At 37.1% G+C, this 21273-nt stretch carries 18 protein-coding genes; 4 read left to right on the top strand and 14 right to left on the bottom strand.

What is annotated here, in order from left to right:
• Positions 1 to 30 precede the first annotated feature (30 nt).
• Both PYS62_RS05980 and uxaC read right to left on the bottom strand, forming a co-directional pair.
• Positions 31 to 1614, bottom strand: coding sequence for a mannitol dehydrogenase family protein (locus PYS62_RS05980; protein WP_066712203.1), 1584 nt, complete (start codon positions 1612 to 1614; stop codon positions 31 to 33).
• Positions 1605 to 3014, bottom strand: a complete 1410-nt coding sequence (gene uxaC / locus PYS62_RS05985) for a glucuronate isomerase (protein WP_066712201.1) — start codon at positions 3012 to 3014, stop codon at positions 1605 to 1607. The genes PYS62_RS05980 and uxaC overlap by 10 nt, the downstream gene beginning before the upstream one ends.
• A gap of 383 nt (positions 3015 to 3397) precedes the next feature.
• Between uxaC and eda the strand changes: the two genes are divergently transcribed.
• Positions 3398 to 4036 (top strand): bifunctional 4-hydroxy-2-oxoglutarate aldolase/2-dehydro-3-deoxy-phosphogluconate aldolase, encoded by a 639-nt coding sequence (gene eda / locus PYS62_RS05990; RefSeq protein WP_082714240.1) that lies wholly within the window; start codon positions 3398 to 3400, stop codon positions 4034 to 4036.
• Positions 4037 to 4066: 30 nt separating this feature from the next.
• On the opposite strand, the gene PYS62_RS05995 is transcribed toward eda, so the two are convergent.
• The 6 genes from PYS62_RS05995 to PYS62_RS06020 form a co-directional block, all read right to left on the bottom strand.
• Positions 4067 to 6247 (bottom strand): extracellular solute-binding protein, encoded by a 2181-nt coding sequence (locus tag PYS62_RS05995; RefSeq protein ID WP_066712197.1) that lies wholly within the window; start codon positions 6245 to 6247, stop codon positions 4067 to 4069.
• A 235-nt stretch (positions 6248 to 6482) separates the two neighbouring features.
• A complete protein-coding gene (gene lsrF / locus PYS62_RS06000; protein ID WP_066712196.1) occupies positions 6483 to 7355 on the bottom strand; it encodes a 3-hydroxy-5-phosphonooxypentane-2,4-dione thiolase in 873 nt (290 codons plus the stop codon).
• Positions 7356 to 7431: 76 nt separating this feature from the next.
• Positions 7432 to 8601, bottom strand: a complete 1170-nt coding sequence (locus tag PYS62_RS06005; RefSeq protein WP_066712194.1) for a substrate-binding domain-containing protein — start codon at positions 8599 to 8601, stop codon at positions 7432 to 7434.
• 12 nt (positions 8602 to 8613) lie between these two features.
• Positions 8614 to 9615, bottom strand: coding sequence for an ABC transporter permease (locus PYS62_RS06010; protein ID WP_066712192.1), 1002 nt, complete (start codon positions 9613 to 9615; stop codon positions 8614 to 8616).
• Positions 9615 to 10628 (bottom strand): ABC transporter permease, encoded by a 1014-nt coding sequence (locus PYS62_RS06015; RefSeq protein WP_315573706.1) that lies wholly within the window; start codon positions 10626 to 10628, stop codon positions 9615 to 9617. The genes PYS62_RS06010 and PYS62_RS06015 overlap by 1 nt, the downstream gene beginning before the upstream one ends.
• 13 nt (positions 10629 to 10641) lie before the next feature.
• On the bottom strand, positions 10642 to 12171 hold the full coding sequence (locus PYS62_RS06020) for a sugar ABC transporter ATP-binding protein (RefSeq protein ID WP_066712189.1): 1530 nt from the start codon (positions 12169 to 12171) through the stop codon (positions 10642 to 10644).
• 250 nt (positions 12172 to 12421) lie between these two features.
• On the opposite strand from PYS62_RS06020, the gene PYS62_RS06025 reads away from it, so the two are divergent.
• Genes PYS62_RS06025 through PYS62_RS06035 form a run of 3 tightly spaced genes read left to right on the top strand, consistent with a single transcriptional unit; the run spans position 12422 to position 15324 of the window.
• Entirely contained in the window at positions 12422 to 13345 is a 924-nt protein-coding gene (locus PYS62_RS06025) for a sugar-binding transcriptional regulator (RefSeq protein WP_315573702.1), read from the top strand.
• A gap of 11 nt (positions 13346 to 13356) precedes the next feature.
• Positions 13357 to 14940, top strand: a complete 1584-nt coding sequence (lsrK, locus tag PYS62_RS06030; RefSeq protein WP_066712185.1) for an autoinducer-2 kinase — start codon at positions 13357 to 13359, stop codon at positions 14938 to 14940.
• 24 nt (positions 14941 to 14964) lie between these two features.
• On the top strand, positions 14965 to 15324 hold the full coding sequence (locus tag PYS62_RS06035; RefSeq protein WP_066712182.1) for a cupin domain-containing protein: 360 nt from the start codon (positions 14965 to 14967) through the stop codon (positions 15322 to 15324).
• A gap of 203 nt (positions 15325 to 15527) precedes the next feature.
• On the opposite strand, the gene PYS62_RS06040 is transcribed toward PYS62_RS06035, so the two are convergent.
• The 6 genes from PYS62_RS06040 to thyA form a co-directional block, all read right to left on the bottom strand.
• Positions 15528 to 16313 carry an HAD family hydrolase gene (locus tag PYS62_RS06040; protein WP_066712179.1) on the bottom strand — a complete coding sequence of 262 codons (786 nt, stop codon included), beginning with the start codon at positions 16311 to 16313 and terminating at the stop codon, positions 15528 to 15530.
• A gap of 11 nt (positions 16314 to 16324) precedes the next feature.
• Positions 16325 to 16582: a hypothetical protein gene (locus PYS62_RS06045; RefSeq protein ID WP_066712176.1), complete on the bottom strand. Its 258-nt coding sequence runs from the start codon at positions 16580 to 16582 to the stop codon at positions 16325 to 16327.
• Between the two features lie 273 nt (positions 16583 to 16855).
• Entirely contained in the window at positions 16856 to 18574 is a 1719-nt protein-coding gene (locus PYS62_RS06050) for a vWA domain-containing protein (protein ID WP_066712173.1), read from the bottom strand.
• Between the two features lie 603 nt (positions 18575 to 19177).
• Positions 19178 to 19756 (bottom strand): inorganic diphosphatase, encoded by a 579-nt coding sequence (locus PYS62_RS06055; RefSeq protein ID WP_066712171.1) that lies wholly within the window; start codon positions 19754 to 19756, stop codon positions 19178 to 19180.
• Between the two features lie 121 nt (positions 19757 to 19877).
• Positions 19878 to 20399, bottom strand: a complete 522-nt coding sequence (locus PYS62_RS06060) for a dihydrofolate reductase (protein WP_066712169.1) — start codon at positions 20397 to 20399, stop codon at positions 19878 to 19880.
• 8 nt (positions 20400 to 20407) lie between these two features.
• On the bottom strand, positions 20408 to 21241 hold the full coding sequence (gene thyA / locus PYS62_RS06065; protein ID WP_066712167.1) for a thymidylate synthase: 834 nt from the start codon (positions 21239 to 21241) through the stop codon (positions 20408 to 20410).
• Between the last annotated feature and the right edge of the window lie 32 nt (positions 21242 to 21273).

The raw sequence follows: 21273 nt of genomic DNA on the forward strand, positions 1-21273 counted from the left end.
ATCTCCTTTCAATTAATAAAACGTAAACATCTATTTTGTATACTTTTCCAATGTGCGACGTACAGAACCTTTTCCCTGACACATCTCACTAAAATAGCGCAAAACATTTTCAGCTAAACCTATTGAATTAAGATTCACACCAAAATATTTCTCATTTGAAAGTAAATCGATTATTTTATCATCAACAATGGCTCGTTCATAACTTTGCTCCGATAGACTTTCTTGCAATTCTTCAATGCAAGGATCAGGACTTGGCGTAAATTCACATCCATTATCATCGACAGCTAAAAGATACCTTAACCAACCAGCTAATACAATAGGTATATATCGTAATTTAGTCACGTCTTTTCCCAGCGCGATATAAGTATTGATAGTTTTCCCGAATCTAATACTTATCTTCATAGAGGTATCTGTCGCTATACGTTGCGGACTATCTGGTAAATAAGGATTAGCAAATCGCTTATTAATTACTTCATCAACAAATTTTACAGGATCAATTACAATAGGATCTTCTACTACCGGTAACGCTTCATCATATGCAAGCCTTTTTATTAGCTTTACCAACACAGGATCGTTCATTTCCTGCCATATTTTATCATAGCCCAATAAAGAGCCATAGACAGCTAATGTAGTGTGTAACGGATTTAGGCAAGCTGTAACTTTCATAGTTTCAATCTTCTCTACGGTTGCCCTATCAACTAAAAACACTCCTGCCTTGCTGAAATCTGGTCGTCCGTTTGCAAACTTATCTTCTATTGCTAAATATTCAGCCTCTTCAGAATTTACGAATTTTGAGCAAATAGCTCCATTACATAATTTAAAAGGTCCAACATCTTCAAAACCAATCGTTTGTAAATAATTAGCAACATTAGGATCTGGCCCTGGCGTAATTTTATCAATCATTGTCCATGGATACGTAACCCATTTATCATCATTAAGATAATCTAAGAATTCTCTTTCTAATTTTCCTCTAGCTACGTACTCTTCGGCGATACGCAAAATAGCTTTTTTTAGAATTGATCCATTTTTTGAAAGATTATCTAAGCTAAGCAAAGTAACAGGTAACTTAGCCAAATAGCGTTCGTATAAAAATCCCACACTTGCAACCATAACATGACTAGAGATACAAGGATCATTATCGAGCGCAGATTTTACAACATCCGATAATTCTCCCTTTGAATTGTAAATGTCATACCCCTTTTCAGTAATTGTATAGCTTATTATTTGCAAACTAGGCTTCCTGAAAATTTCCTTTACTCGTTCTGGGCGCAAAGTCATTTTAACTACTTCAGCAATATTCGCTATAATCTCACTACTGAAATTACCATCGTTTGCTAATGTAACTGACACAGCTAAATTGTCATTAGGTTCATATACTGTATCTAACATCTCATAATCACGGCCCTGTATGACATTAACGCCACGATCAAAAGCTGAACAATTCACCAAATCCTGCGCAATACGTGCAATATATCCTCGAAATATATTACCAGCACCAAACGCTACCCATTTAGGATCTTTTATTGTCTCAGCACGTAATTTTCTAACATCAAACTTTGGAGAACGATCAACAATATTCAAAATTTGTTCTAAAAGATCTAACTTTAGTTGCATTCATTTTCCTCCCCGCAAAAATAAGCTTTTGCATTGTTATAACAGACATTTTTTATCATTTTAGCTAGTAATTGCTCATCATTAGGTATTTCCTTAGTTTCTACCAAAATGCCTAGCCAATTACATAAAACTCGCCTGAAGTACTCATGACGAGTATATGACATAAAGCTCCTAGAATCTGTTACCATTCCTACGAAACGTCCTAATAAGCCTAAGTTCGCCATTGATTTAATCTGCTGTACAATGCCATCTTTTTGGTCATAGAACCACCATGCTGCCCCTGTTATAACACGAACTGGAACACCCTCTTTAGGGAAATTACCCATAAGGCTTGCCATCACGTCATTATTGTTAGAATTAAGATTATACACAATAGTTTTAGGCAAACAATCTTGACTATTTAGCTCATCCATAAACCTATTCAAGTTAACAGCACAGGCAAAATCCCCCATTGAATCAAAGCCACTGTCTGGTCCAAGTCGTTTATACATAACACTATTATTATTTCGCAAGGCACCGACATGCATTTGCATTGTCCAATTATATTTTGTATATAACTTAGCTAATTCACAATTTATAAAGCTCTTAAAACAGATTAATTCCTCCCTGCTAAGCTGCTCACCGCGTATACACTTAGCAAAAATATTCTGCGCTTTTTCACTATCACATGGCGAATAAGTAAACTCCTCAAATCCGTGATCTGCTAAATTTGATCCATGTTTTGAAAAATAAATAATCCTCTGTTCAAGCGCACTCATATAAGTGTTAATATTATCTATCTTTAAACCTGTAACTCCTTCAAGCTTAGAAAGCCAATTCAAATAATTTTTTGCTTCAGGCTTAAAAGACAGGTCCGCACGAAAGCAAGGAAAAACCTTTACCCCAAAGCTTTTATCATCTTTCAAAAGATTGTGATATCTCAAATCAGAAGTAGGATCATCTGTTGTGCCAATATGTGTAACATTAGCTTTTCTTATAAAATCTCGTGAGCCAAAATTTTCTAGTGCTTTATTAGCTACTTCCCATACCATTGGAGCTGTTTCAGATGTTAGAAGGCAGTCTATGTTAAAATATCTTTTTAGTTCCAAATGAGCCCATTGATAAAGTGGATTGGCAACCGCATATTGCAACGTATCTACAAAGGCTAAAAATTTTTCGTAATCAGAAGCATCTCCTGTAATATAGCGTTCCTCTACTCCATTTATCCTCATAGCACGCCATTTATAATGGTCGCCTCCAAGCCAAATTTCAGTTAGATTAGCGTACTTATGATTTTCATATATCTCTTTCGGATCCAAATGGCAATGGAAATCAAATATTGGCATATTCTTTGCATAACTCTCATAAAGTTTCTGACCAAACTTGTTAGGTATTAAAAAATCATCTGATATATAACTCATAATCAGCTCCCGAACTAAATTTATAACAAACAAAGTTTTGATGTTATCACATCTTCAGTCAAAAAGCTGAATTTATGACTCAACAACAAACTACAAGTATGTATCAGCAATCTGCTTTTAAATTAAATGTAAAAGCAATAACATCGAGCATCGCACACTACGTTTCACATTCCAAAACCAAGTTTCATATTTGCTGATTATACTCAAACAAACGATATTATTCAAGTATAATTTGGTTATTTTTCATTAAAAGAATCTGTTTTCTACTTAATCTGGACGCATTTGTTTCATCATATAAAACCTTGTTTCATTTCCATTGCGTAAACTCATCACCAAGTATATACTTGCATTATTCTATTTTGCATAAAGTATAGGAGTGTATTATGTCTGTTCTTCAACAGTTAAATAATGTCGGTATAGTTCCAGTAGTTGTATTAGATTCTGCAGAGTCTGCTCTTCCCCTTGCTAGAGCACTACTAGCTGGCGGAATTAACGTAATGGAAATTACATGTCGCTCAAATGCAGCTTATGATTCAATTAAATCAGTCTCTAATAATTGTCCCGAAATGATTGTTGGTGCTGGAACGATTATAAATTCAGAACAATGTATGTCAGTAATTGCAGCTGGTGCTAAGTTCATCGTTTCTCCAGGACTTAATAAAGATATCGTAAAGTGCGCACAAGAATTATCTGTTGACGTAATTCCTGGTGCCGTTACGCCTACTGAAATTATGCAAGCTTTAAATCTCGGTTTAAAAACAGTTAAATTTTTTCCAGCAGAAACTTTTGGTGGCGTAACAGCAATCAAATCACTAGCAGCACCATTTGCTAATGTCAGTTTCATGCCCACAGGCGGAATAAACGAATCTAATTTACAAAATTACCTTTCTTGTAAGAATATAATAGCAGTTGGCGGCTCATGGATATGTGACAAAAAACTATTAGCAAAAACAGATTTCTCAACCATTACAAGCTTGGCTCAAAAAGCCGTAAATGTATGTAGTAAATTTAGATCTATTTAACCTAAAATAGGCAATAATATCCCAAAGATTTTATTGCCTATTAAACGATTTTAGATACAAATCTTGCAAATCCAACTGAGTTAATTTAAGTGCCTCTTCAGGAGTTTCCTGTAGTTTTTTCACTCGCATTAAATGGCTACCTAAAATTGTTTCAAAATCAGCCTCACTAATCATTTGTGGTTTCTTACAGGCGATTGTTGGTCTTATTCCCAACTTAAAATTATTACGCATATAAATAAGCCATGGATAGCAATCCAGTATTTCTCGCTGTTCATAAACAATTTTACAAGCTGAACTAGATCCTAACTCAACAAGCTCGCTTGCTATGCTTGGAGAACAAGCCCAATCTATAAATTTGTAAGCTGCTGCTTTGTTAGAAGAAAACCTGTTTATAGCTAACGAACCACCTCCCAAAAGCGGTTTAGCACCTGGAATAGTTGCAGCAGCTATTTCTAAATTGATTTTACTCTGAGCCTTTCTAATAAAGTTTGATGCATGATTACTAAAAACAATAGTTGTAGCTGTTTGCCCTTGCATGAAATTCTCTGTTATTTCCGACCAGTTTTGCACAGATTCATTTCCACTATAAGCATCAAAAGCTATAAAATCTTTAAGGCACTTCAAAACATCAGTATTTTGCAAATTCAAAAGGCCTCTAGCATCGTAATTTAAATTACAATCAGACAATAAACGTGGCAAAAAATAAGTTGTAATCGATGACTCCTGTTTAGGCGACAACGTTGTACCAAATTTAACTGGCGAATGTGCTCTTTCCTTATGCGAAAAAAATCTACATATTTCTGTAAATTCAGAAAAATTTTTAGGTATTTGTAAAGGATGACCAGTAGTTTCTAAAAATGCTCTTTGTTCACGCATATCAGCAAATAAATCGCTTTGAAAAAAAAGCATTTGAACAGCAATATCAAAAGGTAGCCCATAAATGCTGCCGCTTACATTATAGTAAGCTTCTGGTAAATCAATATAATCTGCAAACCTTTTGCTACAACAAGCTTCTATCTCTGTCAAGCAGGCAAAATATTTTGGTGCTAAATAAGAAAATTCAGATGGATCTACTCTACATATATCCCATGCATTTTTCTCAATTATATATTTGCGAATATCCTTTGCACTTAAAAGATTAATCTCAACATCAATATTATATTTCTGTTTAAATTTTGGCAAAAGATGTCCAAGAGCTCTTACGCCTGGTGTACTGTGCGCAATAAGTTGTAATTTCGTACTCTCGTGTTGCACAATTGTTGCCGACTGCATGTAGTTATAATAACTACTTTCCAAATAATTAACATTGGATGATAGCAACGAGCCTCCAGTAATTTTACTAGCAGCAACATATCCTAGCTTGCAATAATTGAGGCAAGCACAATTGTAATATGGATTTTGGCATGGTCTTAAACTGCTTATAGTATATATTTCAGGAATATTTTTTGTAGCTACATATATATCCCTTATTTTATCGGCCAAAAATTCACTACTTGTTATTATCGCTTTGTAGTTGATTGGACTATTAAATATTTCATAGCAAGCTGACGATAAATTACCTTGTTTATTTTCATAAATATTAGATTCTGAAATATTTAATTCTTCTTTCAACGCCTGACAGTATATTTTTTGCTCAGGTATATCACTGCTTTCAGTAATAACAGCAATTTCAGGATCTGAAAATCTCTTCAATTTTATATACTTTGCAAAGTTCCGTGCTATATCAGCGAAATCAAAGCTTAATGAACAACTATTGGGCAAATTACTACTTCTCTCCAAAAAAATAGTAGAAATATTATTTTTTTCCAGATCACCATATAAACTTAAATCAGGATTCAATGAAGTCACGGCTAAAAGCCACTCAGCACGTAACGAAATTATCTTTTTCAACGCAGCTCTCTCAATATATAGCATCTCGTTAGTTAAAAATAATCTCACTTTATAATTATTTTCTTCGGCAAATGCATTTATTCCAGAATACAGATCTGCATACTTTGCCTCTGAAATATTAGGCAAAATTACTGCAAGTATTTTAGTTTTTCCTTCTCTCAAAGAACTTGCTTTCTCATTAATAACATAACCCATTTGCGAAGCTATTTCTTCTACTAATTTAATTTTCGCATAACTGACGTTCCCACGTTTATTAAGAACATTAGAAACAGTACCATGAGAAACACCTGCAGCTTCAGCTATATCTTTGATTGTCGCCATTAGTTTAATCCTTAAAATTCATTGAACCACTGTGTATGATATCATGCATTGTTTATATCTGCAATATTTCGCCATACATCGCAAAAGATGTCCACAAAATTTCTAGTCCGTATACGTCCATGGCCTATACACGCTAACTCTAATATACAAAGAACTCGTAATCGCTAAAAAGCCTCGCTCACGCTAGCAAGGCTTAGCATAAACGAGACCCAGAAAACAAGTTAACTTATTAAATTTAATGTGTCATATAGTACTCATAAGCGGCTTCATCTGTGTAACCCTCATGTACTATCAATCCTATTGCTTTAGCCATTGTACGTGGTTTCTCGCTTTGGAAAATATTACGTCCCATATCAAGGCCATGTGCACCCTCAGATATAGCCTTATAAGCTAATATCAAAGCTTCCTTCTCAGGCAATTTTTTACCTCCAGCTACTACAATCGGCACAGGGCAAGCTGCTACAACTTCATCAAAATTGTCACAATAATATGTCTTAATAATATTTGCGCCTAATTCAGCTAGCATACGTGTTGCTAATTTAAAGAAACGTGATGTTCTTTCCATCTGCTTACCAACCGCTACAACGCCCATAACAGGAATTGAGTAACGTTGGCCCAAATTTACGCACTTAGATAAATTATCTAGGCTACTTAATTGACCATCAGCTCCAATAAAAGTTTGAACAGCTAGGCAATCAGCATTCATTCGTATAGCATCTTCAATATCTACTGCTACCACTTCATGTGAAAGGTCATCGTTTAAGATTGAAGAGCCAGAAGTAACACGTAAGGCAATTGAATTAGTGAAAGCTGGCGAAACACAAGAACGTAAAGCCCCACGTGTGCCCATGAAAACATCAACTGCATCTTGTAACTCTGGAATTAATAAATCTAAGCGTTCCAAGCCTGATGTTGAGCCCATGAAATAGCCATGATCAAAAGCAAACATCACTGTATTTTTGCTCTTAGGATTGAAAATACGAGCAAGATGCTTTTGCATACCCCAATCTAACGCATTTGCACCCTTCACAAAGAAAGGTTTGTTATTAGCAAAAGCCTGATCAAGATGATAATTTTTTGCAACTTTTAGTCCTTCTGTATCTGCCATTTTTCCTCCTTGTTAAAAAGCCCACCCACGTAAGATGGGCCTATTTTTTTACTTAACTAATCAGATAGCACAACAATTAGAAATTGTACTTATCTACATTCTCCTTATTAAACACAGCACGTTCAGGCAAAAGAACGACACCATTATTCTTATCAGCTGTCTTGTCATCTGGTACTAAACAATTGTTTGGCATAACCTCGACTTCGCCGATGCCTGGAACATTAATCTTGTCACCTACTTTTACTTCGTTGCCAGCTGACAAATAAGCAGCCATGTAACAACCTAAAGCACCTTGAATTTCACAATCCCAAAGTCCCCATTGCTCAATGACATCAGCCTTGCAATAGTCACGAATTGAATTTGGAGAAGCAAAGCCTGTGATAGTAATATCTTTTTTAGTCTTCTTAGCATTTTGTGCAGCTTTACATTGACCTGGCAAAGCAGTTGAATCGTTACAGATAATTAGGTCGACATCAGGATGAGCTTCCAAGATAGATGCACCAATACTTACGGCCTTTTCAGCATCTTGCTCAGAATAATAGTTGTCTGGAGCAATATTTTCCCAATTTGGGAAATTCTTCTTAATATAAGCTTCGCCAGCTACCTGCCATGAGTTTTGGTCAGAAACTGTTGCTTGTGAATAATGCCAACAATACTTAATTTTATCTTTCTTAGGATCCTTACCACGCTTTTGCAAAGAATCAGCACCCATATCAGCTAACATCTTGCCAAGCAATTCAGGCGTACCTTGTGAAACCATCAACGTACGAGCAGAGGACGAAACATCTGAGTCCCATGTAACTACTGTTAAACCTTTTGATGTAGCCTCTTTCAGAGCAGCATCCAAACCAGTCGAGTCAACAGATGATACGCAAATAGCATCCGCACCTGTTGCAATCGCATTGTTAATGACCTGAACCTGGTCAGCAACACTTGCATTTGAACTTCCTTGATAATCAACAGTAAATCCCCATTCTTTTGAGAATCGTTGAGCACCATTGTTAGCTGATTCAAAGAATGCATTACCCGTCAATTTAGGTACGAATACAACCGTCTTCCCCTTAATATCTTTGACGTCTTTTTGACCACCTGCAGCCTTCTCTGCATTCTCCGTCTTCTCTGCCTTTGTCTCAGCAGCTTCTGAATTCTTTTTTTCCGACTGCTTAGGTTGATTTTGTTGCTTCGAACATCCAACGAATGACAAAGCCAAGACCAAACTTAACCCAACTGACAACAGCTTTTTCATATAAAACCTCCTCTAATTATTAGCTTTCCTAGCTAAATAATTTCCCAACTTAAATTTAGTTCTGTTACTAAAAACAGAACGTCCAACAATGATTACCAATAGAAGTAAACCTAGTGGTATATCCAAATATTGGCTATTAACCTTAAAACATAGCGGTAATCCAAACCGCATCAAGCCGATAATCACAGACGCTAAAGCTGTACCTATTACGCTACCTTTACCACCACTACTTAAAGTTCCGCCTAACACAACAGAAGTAATAATTGGCAGAGTAAATGTAGCACCAATATCACTCTTACTTGTACCGATATAAGAAGTTAAAATAATGCCAGCAATTGCCGCACTAACAGCTGATAAAACGTATGTCAGCAAAATAATCCGATTTGTATTTATACCTGATAACCTAGCGGCATTCTCATTAACACCAACCAAAAACACCTTTCGGCCAAATTTTGTTTTTTCCAAAAGCACATATAAAATTGCCGTCAAGAAAGCAAATATTATCAATTGACTAGGGATTACACCAAACAGCCTAAACTTACTCAACATTAGAAACGACTCTGGGAAGCCACTAATGCCTTTGTAGCTAGCCGTCTTAGATAAATTGGAAATAGAAAGTGCTACGCCTGAATAAAGGAAGCTACCTCCTAAAGTTATAATCATTGCCTGAACTTTGACATATCCGATAAAAAAGCCAGAAATAGCGCCACAGATAGCTGAAAATGCAACGGCAAACAAGCAAGCAACCCAAATGTTAAAGCCAAAATCTTGCCAGAATACGCCAATCGTAATTGAAGCCAAGCCAACTAATGATCCAACTTGAATATCAATGCCACCCGTAATCATAACCAGTGTTACGAATAAAGAAATAATGCAAATTGAAATAATATCATTGACACTGCTCAACAGTATACGAGGCATCAAAAACTTTGGATTAGCCATACCGAATATCACAAATTCAGCTGCTATAATCACTAGTAAAAATAATTCCCAACGTTTAAATTTACTATTCATTAATGCTTAACCTCCGATTGACTTTTTTCTGCATGTTCTACAAGAATTTTCTGCTTATAGCATTTCAATAAATGTGCAGAACGTTTTTGCAACAAAGCATCTGCTACGACTAGGGTAATCAATAAAATACCAGTTATTGTATTATCGTAATTGGATGACAAACCAATAAATACCAATATTCTGTTGATAGACGACATGATAACAGCACCAATGGCCACACCCAAAAGCGTTCCCTGGCCACCTACAAGACTTGCACCACCAATCACACAAGCTGCAATAGCTTTCATTTCATAACCATTTCCTGCTAATGGTGTGATAAAACCAATACGGGACGAATAGCATACGCCTGCAATTGCAGCCAAGACTCCACAAAGAACATATGAAATTAATTTGACTCTTTTTGCTTTTATACCGACTAACATAGCGCCGTTATAATTATCTCCAACAGCAATGAAGCTCCTACCTTTTTCGGTCTTTTTGACATAAAAATCTAAAATTAAGACAATTAACAACGTTACTGTATAAAATGCGGTTAACTCAGATATAAGTTTAAATTGTGAGAGGCCTGTGAAATATGCTGGTAAATTTTCAACCCATGAACCATGCGTATATACATAGATCAAGCCACGACAAATACCATTAGTTGCTAACGTTAAAATTAGCGAAGGTATCTTTAAATAAGAAACGCAATAACCATTAATGTAGCCAACAATTATACCTATCAGCACAGCACTCAATAACGCTATAATCAGATTATAACCATCTCTTAGCAAGCTGCTACTCACAGCCGCTGCTAGGCCCAAAACCGCACCAATAGATACATCAATCTCACCTGTAAAAATAACAAAAGCAATACCAACTGCTAAAAGTGTAAATACAACACTATCATTGAAGCAATTAAGCAAACTAGTCGTAGCTAAAAAGTCTGGATTAACCATACCAACGACTGCAAACAGCAAAATCAAACAAGCTAAGCTACGAATTTCTTTGAAAGATTTGATTTTCTTTAACACAGCTACGCCCTCCCTAATCAACACCAAATGAGGCAATCATCAATTTTTCTTGACCAATTTCATCACGTTGATACTCAGAATGTAATTGGCCTTGACAAATAACAACCGCTCTTGTAGACAGTGAAACTATTTCTTCCATATCTGAAGAAATTAAGATAATAGCTACACCTGATTTTTTAAGTTCACTTATAATTCGATAAATATCAGCACGTGCAGCAGCATCAATACCTCTAGTAGGCTCATCAAGAATGATAACTTTCGGCTTTGTAGACAAAGCACGAGCCAGCATTATCTTTTGCTGATTACCACCTGATAAATTGCCTACTTCTTGCTCGATACTATCGGTCTTGATTCTAAATTTTTCAACATATTCCTCCGTCGTTTGCTTCTCAGATTTCTTATCAATAAAGTAATTATTTTTTTGTGTACGGCAAATCAAAAGTGCAGAACACAAATTATTTACTACTGAGCGAATTTTAAATAGTCCATGCACGCTTCTATCCTCAGTTACATAATTAATGCCCGAACGAACTATTTCTTTAGTTGGTAAATTGGTAATATCTTTACCAGCCAAAATAGCCTTTCCACCAAGAGCTTTTTGCAAGCCGAAAATAGTGGTAGCCAATTCTGTTCGACCAGCACCAACAACGCCAGCGATTCCCAATATTTCGCCCTCATATATATCTAAATTAATTTTATAAAATCCATACCCACTGTAATCTATAAGTCTGAGCACCGGCTCACCTTTTCGCTCAGGATTGCCTCCTGTACCCACTAACTTACCATCTTTTTCCTCCGCCTTAGCTTCATCATCTCTAGTAGCATTATCTGGTAACAATCCCCTAATTAAATCTTGCTCCGTAAATTCAGTTACTTTACCAGAAATCGTAATTATGCCATCACGCATAATTGCAATATTGTCAGCAACTCGAAAAATCTCACCCATACGGTGTGTAATATAAATTAACGCTTTGCCTTCTTTTTTTAATTCATCAATAATTTTATAAAGCGTTTCCACTTCATCAAATGTCAAAGCACCTGTCGGTTCATCTAAAATCAAAACACCAGCATTACGCAACAGCGCCCTTAAAAGTTCAACAATTTGTTGTTGCGCCACAGATATGCCTTGAGCCAAGCTCTTCATATCTAAGTCCCATTTATATTTTTTCAACAAATCATTCAACTTTTTGCTAAGCTCAGCACGGTCGCCTGGAATACCAATCAATACATTCTCTTCAATCGTCATGTGTGGAAAAAGTAATGGCTCCTGTGGAACCATATAAATGCCTGAATTTAACGACTCACTCACCGAATTCAAACGCATATCCTTACCATCAACCTGCACTGAGCCTTGATCAGCCTTATATAAGCCCATAATAATTTTTACAAGTGTAGATTTTCCCGCTCCATTACCGCCTATTAGAGCCAATGCCTCGCCAGCTTTAACGCTCAGTCCAATGCCTTTTAAGACTTTATTAGTGCCAAACGACTTGTAAATGCCTTCTACCTTTAGCATCACTTTAGAATCACTATTCTCTTCCATCTTTTCCGTCCCTAAATGCGATATTTGTTTAGTGCCTTAACATTTGTTAATAGAATAATATATCTCAGCGTTCAAATTGTCAAGGATATTAATTGTTATTCCACAACTTTTTTGACACATTAGACTAATTTTCATATTTTTTTATGCATAATCGAAACTGCTTTAATTACATTTGTTTGCATACTCAACATTTGACACAACTTTCAATATTAATTATAATTAACTCATCTTAAGTAACGGCGGTCTACATATGGAAGAAAATAAATTCATGTCCTTTGACGAAATAATCATGACAAAAGTAGCTTGGTATTACTATATTGAAGGATTAACTCAGCAAGTAATTGCTGAAAGATTAGGCATTCCAAGAGTAAAGGTCGTTAAAATTTTGGAACAAGCCCGAAATTACGGTATTGTGCAATTCAGTTTTTGGCCTAATAATACTAAACGTATGCAATTGGAACAAGATATCATTAACCAATATGGTTTAGATGATATTTTAATCATCCCAACACCTTATAAGCCCAATCAAATTAATGAAAGTATTGCTCGTGCAGCTTCAATGTATATTTTTAATCGTTTACCTAGTGACGGTTATATCAACATAGGTTACGGTGACACTCCTAGTAAGGTACTAAATAATTTAGCAAGTATGAGTGAAAAGGCTTTAACTTGTATATCGTTAACAGGTGGCGTGAATTACTATTTACCAGATATTCGCTCCACAATTTTCAATGCAAAATTGCATTTGATTCCAGCACCACTTGTAATTTCTACCGAAGAGATGGCACATGCAATTAAACAAGAGAATTCAATTCAAACTATCAATCGAATGATTAAATTTTCAGGTTTATCTGTCGTCGGTATAGGCGCAATGAATGCCGAAGCAACTATCCTAAAATCAAATATTTTAAATAGAGATGACTTTACCATGTTAGAAAGACAAGGAGCCGTAGGCGATTTGCTCTGTCACTTTATTGATTCAGAAGGTAAAACCGTTGATTCAACTATTGACAAGCGATTGATTTCAACACCTTTATCTGAATTAAAATCTCTTAGCAACGTAATAGGTGTAGCTGGAGGTACGGAAAAAGTTGAAGCAATTAAAGCCGTTTTAAAAGGCCACTACATCAACGTTCTGATAACAGATGATGAAACAGCACAACAATTAGTTTAGGAGGCAAAATAATGAAATATTTAATGGCGCTCGATGCCGGTACTGGCAGCATTCGTTCTGTCATTTTTGATGAAAACGGGCAACAAATAGCAGTAGCCCAAACAGAATGGACTCATCTAGAGGATCCTAGATTTCCGAACAGCATGAACTTCGATTATCATAAGAATTGGGATTTATGCAGAAACTGCATTCGGCAAGCTTTGCAAAAATCAAATATTGATCCAGCAGATTTATGCGCCATTTCGACTACTTGCATGCGTGAAGGCATAATAATTTACAACAAGAATGGCGAAGAAATTTGGGCTTGTGCAAATGTCGATGCTAGAAGCGAAGAAGTGGCTGCTAAATTAGTATTAGATAATCCAGAGCTACAAAAAGCCGTGTATAAATCAAGTGGACAAACTTATGCCCTATCAGCCATTCCTCGCCTACTTTTTATAAAAGAAAAGCAACCAGAAATTTATCAACAGATGGCCAAAATCGGTATGTTCAACGATTGGATGATTTACAAATTAACAGGTCAATTAATCATCGAACCCAGCAACGGTTCCACTCTTGGTTTAATAAATTTGCAAACTCGTCAATGGGACTACGATATCATCAAAAAATTTGGTATTCCAACTAATTGTTTACCTGAAATTAAAGAACCAGGCACAGTTGTAGGTAATATTAAAGCTGATTTAGCTCACGATTTAGGTTTAGATGTTAACACCAAAGTTATAATCGGTGGAGGTGATGCACAATTAGGATGTTTAGGTGTGGGCGCTTGTAAGGTCGGTTCTGCCATCGTGTTAGGTGGTAGTTTCTGGCAATACGAATATAATACTAATTCAGCTCATACTGATTCAGATGCTAAAATACGCATGAATTGCTATATAACACCTAACTTGTGGCAATATGAAGCAATTGCTTTTCAGCCAGGTATGATCCTTAAGTGGTTTAAGAACGCCTTTGCTTTTCCTTTTGAAGCATTAGCCAAGCAAAATAATGAATCTATTTATTCTTACTTAGAAAATGGTGCCGTTAAGGTTCCTGCTGGTTCAAACGGTATGTTAGGCATTTTCTCCGACGAAATGAATTTCATCGCTTGGCGCCATGCTGCTTGTTCATTCATCGATTTTAAAGCTGATGCTGCAAAATATAATATATTTACATTCTATCGTGCTTTGCTCGAGAATGCTTGCATGGTTACACGAGGACATATCAACGCTGTTGCTTCTTTAACTGGGCAAAAGCCAAATGAACTTATTTTTGCTAATGGCGCAAGTCAAAGTGATCTTTGTTGTCAAATTTTGGCAGATGTTACCAATCTACCTGTAAAAAGGCCAATTGTTAAAGAAGCTACCGCACTCGGTGCCGCAATCTTAGCTTGCTATGGTTGTGGCTTATACAACGATCTCAATGCTTGTTGTGAGCACTTAGTACAATTTGAAAAAACATTCTATCCGCAAACAGAAAACATCAAAACATATGACAAGTTATATTCAAAGTGGCGTAAAGTCTACGCTACAGAGTTAGATTTAAGTGACAAAGGAATAACAAATTATATGTGGTGTGCCCCTGGCGCCAATCAGGCTATTAATCAAAATTCATAAAAATAAAGCAACGAGGAGATAAAAATGTTTAAACTAAATGAAACCGAAAAAGAATATCGCTTCAACAATGAAGGAGGCCCAAAATATTTAATGAAAGGGCCTAGAATGAAATTTGCAATTGTGCGGTTTCGTCCTGGAGAAGACTTTCCTGCTCATTATCATGAGCAAATGGAGGAAAATTTTTATATTATGGAAGGAGAAATTGACATCTACATCAATGGCCATCTAAACCACCTGACTAAAGGTGACTTTATCCATGTCGAACCAGGCGAAGTACATTATTGTATCAATCGCAGTTCCAGCCCAATGCGTATGGTTTCAACGCTAGCTCCATACAAGGAAGTAGATAAAGTTGAAGTGCCAGATTATCCCACCTACGACTAAGATTTTTGCATAAGGTCCATGCGGAGTATATCAGAACAGGCTACCTCTAAGCGAGATCTAGCCATACTGATTGCCCCGCGTTTTTTGCACTTGAATATAAGCGCCGCCTAGCTTTGCTTTTCCAAGCTTCTCGTTTTTCTACTAACCAAAACACAATTATGCAAGGCTCTATCCTTTTAATCATGCCAAATGTAGCTAAGCGCCTAAATAATCTCCAACTTTCTTAAAGCATTGAAGATGCCATCTTCGCGCGGTGATGAAGTTACTAAATCAGCTGCCTCTTTCACAATCTCTGGCGCGCCAGCCATCGCTACGCCGATTTTGGCAGTCTTCAGCATGCCCATATCGTTGTTACCATCGCCAAAGGCAATACAGTTATCCGAGCTGATGTTTAAATGCGCACAAACTTGTTGCATCGCCCTTTCTTTGCCACTATTTTTGGCAATAATATCGATACCTGTTTGGTGCCAGCGCAAACTCTTAGATTTGGTCAATTCCTGCATCAGTCTTTTTTCTTGCGCTGCATCGACAAAAACTATTGCTTGCAGAATTTTCCGCCTCGCAATGTCATAGAAAAGCTGAATTTTCGGAACAGAAGCGCCGATATACGACTGACCAGCAACCATTGCTTCGTCAACAAAGTTGCATGTATAATCCTTCTCTTCCAACAAAATGCAACTAGCTGGCTCATTTTTGCAAAACATCTCCAGCTTTGAGAGATCTTGAGGATCTATCGCGTTTTCAATAATTTTCTTGCCATCCATGAAGCCCAATTGACCATTTAGATACACATAGCCATCAAAGCTAAGTCCGTTCAACATGCCTTCTTTGGCAATCTCATCAGGATGGCGACCTGTACAAACCACCGTCTTTATTCCTTTAGCTTGCAAAGATTGAAGCGCTTCTTTCGTACTCTCTGCGTAATAATGCGTGCCTTTCTCGATTAAAGTTCCATCGATGTCAAAAAAGGCTGCTTTAATTTCACTCATATTTTCTCCCATCACCTAATCTGCTTAACTCTAAAATAAAGTTCAGCCCACCACTTAAAGGCAGGCTGTTGCAAGACGTCTATTATAACACGTTCCATAATGGCACTTAAAATTTCGCTCATGTCAAAAATGGCACTAATTAACTCAGCTAAAACGCTTGCTAAAGTCAAAGCAGACACTAAGCCAAAAGCGAGTACAATTGTGCAAAACAAACGTAACGCAAGGTATCCAGGCCCAAAATTGCTTAATTTCCCGACATTCGCAGCCATATCGACCGCTTACACTAACAAATTGTATTTGCTTTTGCTACCATTTTGCGTCCATTTTTCGTTCGCGCGCGAACGTAAATGCGGACGATTAGCTTTTCGTTCATAAAAGCATGCGTACGATTATTCGTTAAGTTGTCTTAAGAATTGGCTGTTATTCTCTAAAGCTGCACAGCTTATATAGCTTTCTAATTTAAAAGCACTATGTTTAGCAGCATAAAAAACTAGCTCAGACTAATCTGAGCTAGCTTTAATCGCCTTATATTAGTAAGCAAATTAATGTTTGCGCTTATTAGCTATCATACCAGCAACTAGTAATACGACTAAACCTAATTCACTAGAAACACCTGCAAGTTCACCTGTCTTAGCAACTTTACCTACCTTAGGTTCTTCTACTTCAGTTACAACTGGCTCAGTCGGATCACTTGCTACATATGGAATCACATCTGGCTTAGCTGGTTCTGGCTCTGGGCATGGTTTTGGACATGGGCGACTTACACTGTAATCTACTTCTGGTGATTTAAACACAAACTGTCCATGAGGTTTATTATTTCCGTCTACAGCCTTTAAAACAGCGCTCTCATTTGTAGCTAGCTTATGTGTACCTGCTTCTGTCGGCAAATTGCTATCCTTATCTAACTTAACGCTGTATTTCAATGAAGCATATGTTTGAGGTGTAAGCGCAGTGTTCAATGTCAAGGTAATGGATTCATTATCTCCTGGCATATATTTCAATGTCGCTTTATCGCCAAATTTGTACTCGTTTTCTTTGCCATCGATTTTTTCGGCGTTAAAAGTATCTTGACCAATCTGTAAACTAATATTCTTAGGATTATTTACAAAGTTAAAGTGCTTGCCAATTGTATCAACTAAAGTTGAGCCTTTGTCGACAATTTGAAGAACAGATCTTTGGAGATAGTCAGGGTCAAAAGTCTGTATATCACTATTATCAGAGCGATTTAAATACTGTAAGAAGCACTTGCCTATGCCTGTTGCATTCGCATTATCAGCGAAAACGTGAAGATTATAATCTTCATTTTTCATATCTTGCCAAGTTTCATCGGCGCGTTTGAATGCTACCCATAAATTGCTTGGCATTTTCATAACATCTTCACTAGGTGCTATATTCGGATCATTAGAATGTGGCATTTCTGGTGTATCGGGGTCAATATTTATATTAGCTTCATCCTTGTGGAATACTCCGTCATATTTACTATATTCAACATCATCCTTGTAATGATTCATATACTTAGCAAAATTAGTCGCATTCTCTTGAATTGAGTTATACGTATATTCTTTTCCATCATCCTTAAAAAGGACTTTTGTCATTGCCTGATCGTTCTGCCCAATTCCGAAACGCGCGGACCAATCGTAAAGAGTTCCTGCATTTGTACCAAACGTTCTAGTATACCCCACACTTGGGTCATCATTTTTGCAATACAAATACGTTAAGCCATCGCTAATCAACACAACATGCTTATTCTGCGGCAAAACGCCCTGATCCTCATCAAGCAGCCGTTTTGCTTCTAGAAGACCAGCATGAATATTAGTTCCTCCACTTTTCTTCTCATTTAAATATTCTATCAATGTATCATAATTTTCGCTTATATCTAACAGCTTTGACTTCTCAGCTATCCGATTAAACTTAACAACGCCAACTTTTACCTTTAAGCCTTTTTTTGTAACTTGATCCCTAACATTATTTAAAAACTCTATAGATTTTTCAACTGAAACACCTGAAGAAGATTTATCAATGACAAAAACTACATCGCTAGCCATCACATCTTCTTTGCCTGGGAATTTAAGTTCAATCTGAACTTCATCGTTCTTATCAAGCTGTGTAGCTACTGTTGTTTTGGACATTTTCTCAAGATACTCTGCATCAGAACTTGCCCCAGCAGAATCTTCAGCATAAGCGAGCGTACTTCCGAACAAGCTTAACGCTGTCAGCAAAACAGTCAGCTTAGCTGCATACTTACCAACTATTTTTTTCATTTTAGTTACCCCTTACAGTTAGCCTCAGGCTAACTCAATTTTTCCTAAGATTAGTTGATAAATAATATACGTATTGCGCTGACTAATATTAATTCACACTTTTCTCACTACCCCCTCTTGTTTGTCACAATTGCATCACATTTATCAAATTTTGCTCACGTTAAAAACGTTAGCGCACCAATTCTCAAGCTTTTACACGCTATAAGTAGTCAATCAAATAAACTCTATAAGTTCTAAATAAGCTGCTTCCAGCAAAAAGGAAGGTGCATAGAAAAAGGGGGTATAGCACCTTCCTCGCAAATAAAGAAGCTAACAGTAATAAATTACTGCGCTGATATAAGCTTATAATAGTATAGATTCACTAATTTTGCACGCTTTTATCCATATTTAAGCATCAAATTAAATTATTTAATCCTTTTTGATTGATTAGTCGTCAAAAATCCACATCGTTATCGCTATTACATAAGCTACCGTACCAACGCATCTAGCGCCCAATCATCAAATTTCTAACTTTCGAAGCTCACCACCAACCAAAAAAGCTGCCTACAGCAATGTAGACAGCCTTTAGTAACTCACTAACTTATTAAGTGAATCGAAGCCAAATTACAAGCCAGCCTGCTTCTTCATCTCAGCTTTTTCAGCCTCAGAGCATTTGCCACGAAAGTGTACCTGATAGCGCTCAATGCTTTCTAAAATGATTTGCTTAGCAACATCTACGCCCATCGCCTCACTCGTCGTAGTAGATTTATGCTCTAGATTCTTATAAACTTCGAAGAAATGAATAATCTCACTTGCCACGTGACTTGGCACTTCACTAATATCCCGATACTGCGAATAGTTCGGATCATGATCTGGCACTGCAATGATTTTATCATCCACTTCGTCCTGATCAATCATGCGAATCACACCAATTGGATGGCAATCAACCATGATCATTGGGTGTAACTTGACCTGGCTCAAGATTAACACGTCCAACGGATCGCCATCATTAGCATAAGTCAAAGGAATAAAGCCATAATTAGCTGGATAGTGCGTAGAGGTGAAAAGAACACGATCCAAGCGCAACAAGCCTGTTTTCTTATCCAATTCGTACTTATTCTTGGAACCATAAGGAATCTCAACAATTGCCACAAACGCATTAGGTTTAACCTTGCTTGCTTCAATGTCATGCCAAATATTCATATAAGCTACTCCTTCTCAGGCTTTGCTAACTTGGCACACGCCAAGTCAACAACTCGCCTTGTGCTTTGCCCTCATTTTAGCACATCTCAGGCACAGCATAATGTAAACAAAGCTTAATTTATTAGCGTCGCACCCGCTCATAGCGCACATAACGATACTGTAAATTAGTTTCCGTATCAAGCATGTAATCTGTACACTCTGTCTTTATGAAACTTAACCTAAAGTCTGGGAAATAAGTATCAGCCTCTTGGAAAGCATGATCAATCTCAGTTAATTCCAAAGCCGTTGCAAAAGGTAAAAGCTGAGCATACACAGATGCACCGCCGATGCCAAAGTTCACCAGTTTATCATCGCAACTAGCTAAATACGTTTCTAACTCAGCCAAAGAATGACAAACCTGACAAGGCCGTTCAGCCTCACTAGCTACAACAAAATCAGCTGGGGCCAAAATCACGTTTTCCCGCCCTTTTAGCGGCTTTGCGTTAGGAAAAGTCAATAACGTATTTTTGCCATATATCACGCGCTGGCCCAGTGTAAGCTCCTTAAAATGCTTTAAGTCGGACTTAATCCTCACCAAAAGTTCGCCCTTGTAACCGATAGCCAAATTCTTATCAATCGCTGCCACCAATGTCAAATTTTCCATTTCACACCTCAAACAGCAACCGGAATACCCTTAATTTGTGGGTTATGCTGATAATCCTCTAATTGAAAGCTACTGACTTGAAAGTCATCAAACGACTTAACATCAGGATCAATTAAAAGCTTAGGCGCTTTGAAGGTTGGACGTTTGATCAATTCATCCACAATCGGGATATGGCGATCGTAAATATGCGCATCAGCAATCACGTGTACAAGCTCGCCTACTTCCAAATTGGCATCGATAGCTAACATGTGCAACAAAATTGCATACTGTACAACATTCCAGTTGTTAGCCACCAAGACATCGTTCGAGCGTTGATGCAAAATACCACAGAGCTTATTTCCTACCACGTTGAAAGTCATAGAATAAGCGCATGGATATAGATGCATCTCGTTAAGGTCGTTAAAGTCATAGATGCTCGTCAAAATACGGCGTGATTGAGGATTGTGCTTCAAATCGTAACGCACTTTCTCTACCTGCGTCATTCTGCCTTCTGGCCAATCGTATTTCTTCGCTAATTGATAGCCGTAAGCTTTACCGATGCTACCTGTTTCATCAGCCCAAGCATCCCAAATGTGTGAATGTAAGTCATGCACATTGTTCGAGCAGCGTTGCCAAATCCACAATAATTCGTCAATGCAATTTTTGAAAGGAATTGGGCGCAATGTTAAAGCAGGAAATTCTTTACTGAGATCGTAACGATTGACAACGGCAAACGCCTTTTTGGTGTAAGCGCTGCTACCATCATCAGCCCATTTAGGTCTAACCTTGGCATTAAGATCCATATGGCCTTCGTCCAAAATCTTTTTACATGTTTCAATAAACAAGTCATCTGCATGTGCCATGCACGCCACCTTCTTTCATATCTAATCTACTT

Source organism: Amygdalobacter nucleatus (assembly GCF_029167365.1).
GTDB classification, from domain to species: Bacteria; Bacillota; Clostridia; order Saccharofermentanales; family Fastidiosipilaceae; genus Amygdalobacter; species Amygdalobacter nucleatus.

Excerpts from the sequence above, each read along its gene's own strand:
- PYS62_RS06005 (WP_066712194.1), bottom strand. The coding sequence starts at position 8,601 with ATGAAAAAGCTGTTGTCAGTTGGGTTAAGTTTGGTCTTGGCTTTGTCA.
- PYS62_RS06060 (WP_066712169.1), bottom strand. The coding sequence starts at position 20,399 with ATGGAAAATTTGACATTGGTGGCAGCGATTGATAAGAATTTGGCTATC.
- PYS62_RS06040 (WP_066712179.1), bottom strand. The coding sequence starts at position 16,313 with ATGAGTGAAATTAAAGCAGCCTTTTTTGACATCGATGGAACTTTAATC.
- PYS62_RS05980 (WP_066712203.1), bottom strand. The coding sequence starts at position 1,614 with ATGCAACTAAAGTTAGATCTTTTAGAACAAATTTTGAATATTGTTGAT.
- PYS62_RS06050 (WP_066712173.1), bottom strand. The coding sequence starts at position 18,574 with ATGAAAAAAATAGTTGGTAAGTATGCAGCTAAGCTGACTGTTTTGCTG.
- PYS62_RS06010 (WP_066712192.1), bottom strand. The coding sequence starts at position 9,615 with ATGAATAGTAAATTTAAACGTTGGGAATTATTTTTACTAGTGATTATA.
- PYS62_RS06055 (WP_066712171.1), bottom strand. The coding sequence starts at position 19,756 with ATGAATATTTGGCATGACATTGAAGCAAGCAAGGTTAAACCTAATGCG.
- PYS62_RS06020 (WP_066712189.1), bottom strand. The coding sequence starts at position 12,171 with ATGGAAGAGAATAGTGATTCTAAAGTGATGCTAAAGGTAGAAGGCATT.
- thyA (WP_066712167.1), bottom strand. The coding sequence starts at position 21,241 with ATGGCACATGCAGATGACTTGTTTATTGAAACATGTAAAAAGATTTTG.
- PYS62_RS06045 (WP_066712176.1), bottom strand. The coding sequence starts at position 16,582 with ATGGCTGCGAATGTCGGGAAATTAAGCAATTTTGGGCCTGGATACCTT.
- lsrK (WP_066712185.1), top strand. The coding sequence starts at position 13,357 with ATGAAATATTTAATGGCGCTCGATGCCGGTACTGGCAGCATTCGTTCT.
- PYS62_RS06025 (WP_315573702.1), top strand. The coding sequence starts at position 12,422 with ATGGAAGAAAATAAATTCATGTCCTTTGACGAAATAATCATGACAAAA.
- uxaC (WP_066712201.1), bottom strand. The coding sequence starts at position 3,014 with ATGAGTTATATATCAGATGATTTTTTAATACCTAACAAGTTTGGTCAG.
- lsrF (WP_066712196.1), bottom strand. The coding sequence starts at position 7,355 with ATGGCAGATACAGAAGGACTAAAAGTTGCAAAAAATTATCATCTTGAT.
- PYS62_RS05995 (WP_066712197.1), bottom strand. The coding sequence starts at position 6,247 with ATGGCGACAATCAAAGATATAGCTGAAGCTGCAGGTGTTTCTCATGGT.
- PYS62_RS06035 (WP_066712182.1), top strand. The coding sequence starts at position 14,965 with ATGTTTAAACTAAATGAAACCGAAAAAGAATATCGCTTCAACAATGAA.
- eda (WP_082714240.1), top strand. The coding sequence starts at position 3,398 with ATGTCTGTTCTTCAACAGTTAAATAATGTCGGTATAGTTCCAGTAGTT.